10 protein-coding genes are annotated in these 6,646 nt (G+C 46.9%); 4 read left to right on the top strand and 6 right to left on the bottom strand.

Annotated elements, in window-relative coordinates:
- Window positions 1-262: 262 nt before the first annotated feature.
- The 5 genes from LBJ36_00155 to LBJ36_00175 all read right to left on the bottom strand — a co-directional run bounded on the left by LBJ36_00155 (window position 263) and on the right by LBJ36_00175 (window position 4,599).
- Window positions 263-1,354: a glycosyltransferase family 8 protein gene (locus LBJ36_00155; GenBank protein ID MDR1377453.1), complete on the bottom strand. Its 1,092-nt coding sequence runs from the start codon at window positions 1,352-1,354 to the stop codon at window positions 263-265.
- Between the two features lie 204 nt (window positions 1,355-1,558).
- Window positions 1,559-1,732, bottom strand: a complete 174-nt coding sequence (locus tag LBJ36_00160; GenBank protein MDR1377454.1) for a hypothetical protein — start codon at window positions 1,730-1,732, stop codon at window positions 1,559-1,561.
- A gap of 496 nt (window positions 1,733-2,228) precedes the next feature.
- Window positions 2,229-2,444: a type II toxin-antitoxin system RelE/ParE family toxin gene (locus tag LBJ36_00165; protein ID MDR1377455.1), complete on the bottom strand. Its 216-nt coding sequence runs from the start codon at window positions 2,442-2,444 to the stop codon at window positions 2,229-2,231.
- A gap of 19 nt (window positions 2,445-2,463) precedes the next feature.
- The gene (locus tag LBJ36_00170) at window positions 2,464-2,730 is read right to left on the bottom strand and encodes a hypothetical protein (GenBank protein MDR1377456.1); all 267 of its coding nucleotides are present in this window, start codon (window positions 2,728-2,730) and stop codon (window positions 2,464-2,466) included.
- A gap of 1,656 nt (window positions 2,731-4,386) precedes the next feature.
- Window positions 4,387-4,599, bottom strand: coding sequence for a hypothetical protein (locus LBJ36_00175; GenBank protein ID MDR1377457.1), 213 nt, complete (start codon window positions 4,597-4,599; stop codon window positions 4,387-4,389).
- 695 nt (window positions 4,600-5,294) lie between these two features.
- On the opposite strand from LBJ36_00175, the gene LBJ36_00180 reads away from it, so the two are divergent.
- From LBJ36_00180 to LBJ36_00195, 4 genes are all read left to right on the top strand, one after another.
- Window positions 5,295-5,582, top strand: coding sequence for a helix-turn-helix domain-containing protein (locus tag LBJ36_00180; protein MDR1377458.1), 288 nt, complete (start codon window positions 5,295-5,297; stop codon window positions 5,580-5,582).
- The gene (locus tag LBJ36_00185; GenBank protein ID MDR1377459.1) at window positions 5,579-5,746 is read left to right on the top strand and encodes a hypothetical protein; all 168 of its coding nucleotides are present in this window, start codon (window positions 5,579-5,581) and stop codon (window positions 5,744-5,746) included. The genes LBJ36_00180 and LBJ36_00185 overlap by 4 nt, the downstream gene beginning before the upstream one ends.
- A gap of 68 nt (window positions 5,747-5,814) precedes the next feature.
- A complete protein-coding gene (locus tag LBJ36_00190; protein ID MDR1377460.1) occupies window positions 5,815-5,949 on the top strand; it encodes a type II toxin-antitoxin system RelE/ParE family toxin in 135 nt (44 codons plus the stop codon).
- A 165-nt stretch (window positions 5,950-6,114) separates the two neighbouring features.
- Window positions 6,115-6,363 carry a hypothetical protein gene (locus tag LBJ36_00195; protein ID MDR1377461.1) on the top strand — a complete coding sequence of 83 codons (249 nt, stop codon included), beginning with the start codon at window positions 6,115-6,117 and terminating at the stop codon, window positions 6,361-6,363.
- Window positions 6,364-6,430: 67 nt separating this feature from the next.
- Here the strand turns inward: LBJ36_00195 and LBJ36_00200 are convergent.
- Window positions 6,431-6,646, bottom strand: a 216-nt coding sequence (locus tag LBJ36_00200; protein MDR1377462.1) for a hypothetical protein, incomplete at its 5' end; no start/stop codon positions are given.

Raw genomic sequence — 6,646 nt, forward strand, 5'->3', positions numbered from 1 at the left:
AGTACAGGTCTTTTATTAAAAATCCAATGATTTTCGCGACATCGTCGCAAAAAAGTTCCTCCCGAGGCGTGAAAATATCTTTTTATAACATAGCGAGGTTTTTCGATGCGTCAAAGGAGAGTCTCTCACCATATTCAAAGGAGAGTCTCTCACCATATTCAAAGGAAAGTCTCTCACCACATTCAAAGGAGGGTCTCTCACCACATCAAGCAAAACATTGACAATTTTATCGGCATTTCAACCTATAACGCCTTCAGATCGCTCATATTTTCTCTATCTTCCTTTGGATCAGCGAGGATTTTATTTTGTCATAAAGCTCTTGCATCATAAACCAAACGATGACCACGATATCATTAAGAAAAATGTCCTTCCGCCAGCGGAAAAAAATCCTTTTGTAACACTGATATGTCCGCCGGTGGGTGAGCGGTGATTTTTCGGCCACGTCGATCATAAGGTCCACTATTTTTTCCGGTTCCAAGCGGCCCCAGGGCGTTTTGAGAAAAGTTCTCCAATACAACCGGTCCATAGCAAATCCCTTCAGAGCTTCCCAAGGCTTGGGACTAAGGATAGCGTGAAGGATAGAATTTGCGATCCTTGGGTCGTTCAGGTCATCGCAGAAGTTGGCGTTTATGAAAACGTGACCATTGTTGAATCTGCCGTCGATGATTTTGATGTCCCCGCGAAAATATGAATTAATCAAGTCCTGGTCCACCGTGTCTATGTAACGTTTGTGGCGCGAAAACCATGGGACGATTTCTTGGGTCAGGTTGTATTTTTTTCTTATCCGATAAAGGTTTATCGATAAAACACCAGCGTTGATATAGGTCGCTTGGTCGCAACCTATATGTTTGAACCTAAACGCTTTGGCGGAAATCCGTCTGTAGGGTTTGTTTGCCGGCCGGTCCAACACTCCAGCCAAAGCGCAATTGTCCACGGCAATATCCCAGAGTTCTCGGATATTCATGTTGACCACCACATCGCAGTCCAGGTAGATCACTTTGTCCAAAAGAAGAACTTCCACGATCAGCAAGCGAAACAATGTCCCAATCGACCACTGCTGCGCCAGCTTTATGGCATCCTCTCCCAACTGCCCCATGTGGGGCATGACATCGTGAAATTCGACACTCTGTCCGTAGGATTCCGCGGTTTCGGTCAAAAGGACACGATTGTGCTCCGTCAGCGTTTGGTCATGCAGAATGTGAACGCGAACGGGGTTCCGTGTTCGTTCGAAAATGGAGGCCATGACGACCCCCGCGTGTCTCGCATACGTGCCCTTCGGGTCGTAGACGGCCAGGACGACGTGAATGACGTCGCCGGCGAGTTTGTTTTCTTCCGATATCTCCAGTCTCTCCATGGGTATTTCCTCCTAAAAAGTTTGTGTTTGCGCGGATTCTTTTTCGAGCATACGCAATATCCAACCGCTTTTAAGCGTATAGGGACACTTAAAGGAAAAGTATATCTTTCTCGCTTAGTCCGGTTATGTCAACGATATCGCTGACCGACATATTACGAGCGAGCATTCTCTGAGCAAGCTTCTCCATGCCTTTTGCCATGCCTTTTACCATGCCTTTTCCATGCCTTCTTTCATGCCCTGCTGTTTAATATCGTCTGCGGAGTCTCGCAACATTAACGGTATATACATAGCTTTCCCCTCGTATTGCATTATCAGCATTTTATCCTTCATATTAATAATGCGCTTAATGAAAAGCAGCAGATCTCGTTTTTCTTCCATGCTCCAGCTCCGTTCATTGAGGAGTTCTACTGTTTTTCGCAGAAAGTTGAATTTTGGGAGTTGTTTTTTATTTTCAGCGCAAACTTCGCGGCATAGAGAACGAGGTCCATGGGGTTATCGCTCGCGAGTAATTCGTCTTCGTCAAGCTCAAACAGTACAAGTAGACATATGGCAAGAAATCAAATACAAAACAAACGCGTTTGTTTTGCCCTTCGTTTTGCTCATGTCAAATGTTCCTTCCGTGATATGATTTTATTAACGTCGACATGGGATAAAATCCTGCGGCATTGCACCTTGAAAACTGGATATAGGCGGTTGTTCGGGGAAGTCCCGAACGTAAAATATCCAACGCCGAACGAAAATAAGAGCTTCATGCTCTTCATGCTCTTTTTGTAGAGTGGGGGTATCCACTCTTAAAGGAGAAGACGTAAGGCCGGTTTCAGTCGGCTGTCTTTGTCGATCTTAGAACCCCACAGGCTTTAGCCGTGGGAGTATGTCAAGTCTTATAAACTTCTCTCCGATGCGCAACCCGCACCACTAGTACAATCAAAACGTCGTCGTGAATCTCGTAGACTACCCGATAGTTGTCAACACGGATACGCCACGTCTCCATACCCTTCAGCTTCTTGCATCCGTGTGGATGGGGATTGTCGGTGAGTTTTTCGGTGGCCTTAATGATTCGGTCTGCATATGCCCTGGGTAGGCTTGCAATTTGTTTCCGAGCAGAGACCTTAAACTCTAGTGAATGAACCGTATTGCGCTTCGTAGTCCTTGATCACTTCGCTCAACGGGCCTGTAGGTTCATCCTTATGCGCTTCGATATAAGCAAGGTCCTCCTCGTCCTCCAGCTCTTCCATGCGGTCTTCGTAGCGTAGGAACTCGATATAATGCATTAATCTCTCAAGTGCGGAAGCGGACAGGTTTTCTATCGCCTGGTGCAGATTTTGACGTTCCGACGTTGCGTTTGGCCTCTCAACTTCTGCTGTCGCTGTGGTCATGGTGTTCCCTCCTTCGTCCCTTTGGCCTCGGCCAGGATCGCGGCCTTCTCGGCAGCTAGACGCTGCTTCTTGGGCTTGACCCCTGGCGGTAGTGGTTTGTGGTTTAACACGGCGGCACGCGGGATGATCCAGGAATTGCCGACTTTTACAGCGCCAGGGAAACGGGCCTCCCTGCAAAGTACACCTGTCCTCTAGACGCATGGTATCCCATCAAGTAAGGAACACATCACGAACCAGAACCAAGCACACTTTGACAACCAGAGGGTAGGCTCGAACCAGGGAATCGGGCCAGCGGGAGAAGGGACCGAACAGTCAAACACAAGAAACCCACGGGAAACGGCCAGCCAGAACAGCGGCGATGAAACTCAATGACTCGCTAGAAGTTGTTTAGGGTATGCTCCATTGTTATAGCTGTATCCACCCGCTCAGGTATTTGATTCACCCCTTAGCCTTCGCGTGTTCCTCCTCCTAAAATAAGCGGGACCGAAGCCCCGCATCTCATGTCTTGGTTGTAACAGTCCGCTTCTGCAAGGAGAAAGATTGTGGTCGATTCTTTCGCACGTCTTTCACACTCGATAAAATACTTACGGGCGGCTTCCGGTATTTAACAAAATTGTTAAAAGGTCCCAAGTCCACTGAAACCCAGTATCCGCCCTTTTTCCGGAAAAACGGAAAAAGTCTTCAACTCGTGCATTTTTTGCCCTAGTTCGAAAACGAAGACTATTCAACAATTTTGGTGAATAGAGTTGGCGACGGGGTTGGCAAACCCAGTATCTGACCTATTTCATAAATTTATGAAATAGGTCCATCACTCACCCCAATTTTGGGGTCAGCGTTTCTGAGGGCAAGGGCAAGTGGATTGGATTGGTTCCGACCCCGTGGCGCGTCCCGAAACAACTGAAACAAAACCTCCCCGTAACCTCCCCGTTGCGCGGGGTTCTTCCGAGCTGAGTGGGTCCTCATTTTGAGGTACCTGACTACCCCGACCGCGTGGATCGACGCGGGGCTCCTTTAGGCCCCCGTTTGCGAGCCTCCAAGACACCCGTTTAAATCCCAAGCAACCCAGAGGACTGCACGAAATGGTGCAGTCAACCTTTGCTGTCGAATGTTCTACTCAGCTTCGAGTAAAACCACGTGGCGTGGATTTAAGGCGCTTCATGCGTGGGGCTCCCTTCTGTGGTTATCCCAATCTCCTCAAAGTTGAGGAGATTGCAGCCAGGCAAACACCCCCCACTCTTGACCTGATACGAAAATTTTTCGTACCAGTCTCTCTTTATGGCGCCCCCAAACGGAAACAGAAAATTCCGCGTGTCATCCTTTGTCATACTTTCCGTTGGTGAGGCTTGGTTAGAATGATCAAAAGTGATATTTTTGAGCCAGTTGAGGATTGTTCCACCAGGGGTGTAGATTTTTTCTACATCCTTTTCATCCCGACTTCATCCCGACTCAGCTCAATCTGCCATTTTAAAAGTTCATAGAGGTATAAATCTGTTTAGCCTCCCTTGTGCCTTCTCAGACACTCTAGAAGTGTCTAATCGCCAAAGAGGCATCAGTTCCTCCCAAAGATTTAAAACACGTTCTGAGGCGTTTTGGAACGTCGGTACGGCATTGTGGGCTGGATTACCTCAAGGGGTCCATACAGAGTGGAGACCTTTGTCAGATGGTCGAGTTCGGGGTCTGGTTATGTATTTGGTGAAGGTTGATCGAATATCGGGCCTCGTCCCTGAGTTGAGCCAACTTGTCAAGGTGGTTTTCGAGCGTGAGTTGTGACGCTTCGATCACAGGCGCCCGGAGCTCAGCAATTCTTGCCGTAATCTTGCCGTCGTCCATCATCTCTTTTGCCTTACGGTTCACGGTCGCTGCTTTCATTCTTTATGCTTTTCCTTTATGCTTTTCGTGCGCTCGGCAAAGATTGCTTCGAGGTCCTCTGTTGGGGTAGAAATTGTCTGAATTGTCGTGCTCGATTTAATCGAGCCTATACGCTATCTGATAAATTTATCAAATAGTTCCACAGACGCCACACTGGCCTCAAATTTGAGGTCAGCTGTCCAAAATTGGCTACCCAAAATTGGGGAGCGAAAACTTGAAAAGTTGTCTGAAAATTCTCGCCACGCCAACTTTGGATTGGCTGTTTTTTGTTGATGGGGCGTTTCCCGAATTTCGCTCCTGAAAAATCAGGAGCGAAAAATCGAGTTGGTAACGGTTGTCACGCTACCAAGCGCAATCTGTCGCAATCCACGCCACGTTGACTTCCACAGAGAACTCGCAATGGGATAGGAGGACGCTCCAAAATTGGAGAGTCGAAAAAACTGGATCGGCTTCCACAGAAAGGAGGTGAATACGTTTCGACTCCTTTGGACTTTCTTGTGTTTGACCGTTCGGTCCCTTATCCCGCTGACCCGATTCCCTGGTTTGTGCCTACCCTCTGGTTGTCAAGGTTCGTTTTTTATTTGTTATTTCTTATTTGCAAAATAGTATATTCCTTTTTGGCAAATCACAATAGACAAAAGTCCCTATTTTAATTTGTCAAAAATGAATTATCATAAGTTTAGGAGGTGGTTCAAGTGCCGAGATGGACAGATAAAAATCGTAACCCCTTGGGAAAACTGCGTTCTGGAGCAGGTTTATCGCAAGCAGAGGTGTCTGTGAAACTAGGGATTGGAATACATTCAGTAGTAAGGTATGAATCAGGGATTAGTGATCTAACAATACGGCTTGCCGAACAAATGTCGGCGCTTTATGGTGTTCCTTTTGAGGAAATACGAAAGGCCGTTGCAGAAACTGAGAGGCCAAAAAGCAAACACAAGAATCGAATCTTGAACAAAAGCGACAGAGAAGAGGAGCCAGCATGACAACGGCGACAATGGAACGACAAAATTTGCATCAGGTAATAGACACGCTTTCAGACGATGCTGTAGCGGAAATCAGCCGTTATGTGGTTTCTCTTCGAGAAATTCCGAACGCGAGAACGCGAGAATCAATGCAAGAACTGTCAGAGGGGCGGCCCTTTTTTTAGGGCTCCCCAAATCCAATAATCATCATCTCTGTGGGTATTGATCGAGGAGTGGAGGAACGCCACCTGAGATGGTATCATTGGATAATGCCTACTGTCCCCAATTTTGGGTTGATGATTACCGGGTAATCTACGAGATTTATGACGATGTTTTGATTGTGTTAGTGGTACGAGTCGCGCATCGGAGAGAAGTTTACAAAACTTAAACACAGAAAGGAGCTCCTCGCATGAAGCGACTCAAGATCTACCTCAATATGTCGGTAATCAGCCATCTGGACGCACCGGATGTGCCGGACAGAGAAGTCGATACGAAGCGACTCTGGGAGGAAATACGGAAGGGTACGTTTGAAGTGTTTATTTAACCTGTGGTTATGGAGGAAATTGACGATTGCTCGGAGCCGAAATTGTCTTACCTCCAGGAGCAAATGGAGTTAATTGATTACGCACTTTTGGAAAAAACCGAGGAAGTCATAAAATTGGCGGAGCGATACGCGACAGAGGTATTGAAGAAAAAGAGTTTTGCCGCTTACGATAAAGCGATTCTCATCCAACGGCTGAAGCCGTTGGATGAGAATCGCTTTATCGTAACGCCTTTCACTGCAAATGCTTTGTCTGTTTGAGCAGTGACGGAAGCCATTGTTTCAAGAAAACGAATCGAACCTGCCGCTTTTAAGCGCATAGAGACATTTAAAGGGAAAGTATATCTTGCTCGCTTAGTCCGGTTATGTCAACGATCTCGCTGACCGACATATTACGAGCGAGCATTCTCTGAGCAACCTTCTCCATGCCTTTTTCCATACCTTCTTTCATACCCTGCTGCTTAATATCGTCTGCGGAGTCTCGCAACATCAACGGTATATACATAGCTTTTCCCTCCTTGTTCTCCTCTTCCAAAATTTCCTT

Source organism: Synergistaceae bacterium (assembly GCA_031267575.1).
GTDB lineage: Bacteria > Synergistota > Synergistia > Synergistales > Aminobacteriaceae > JAIRYN01.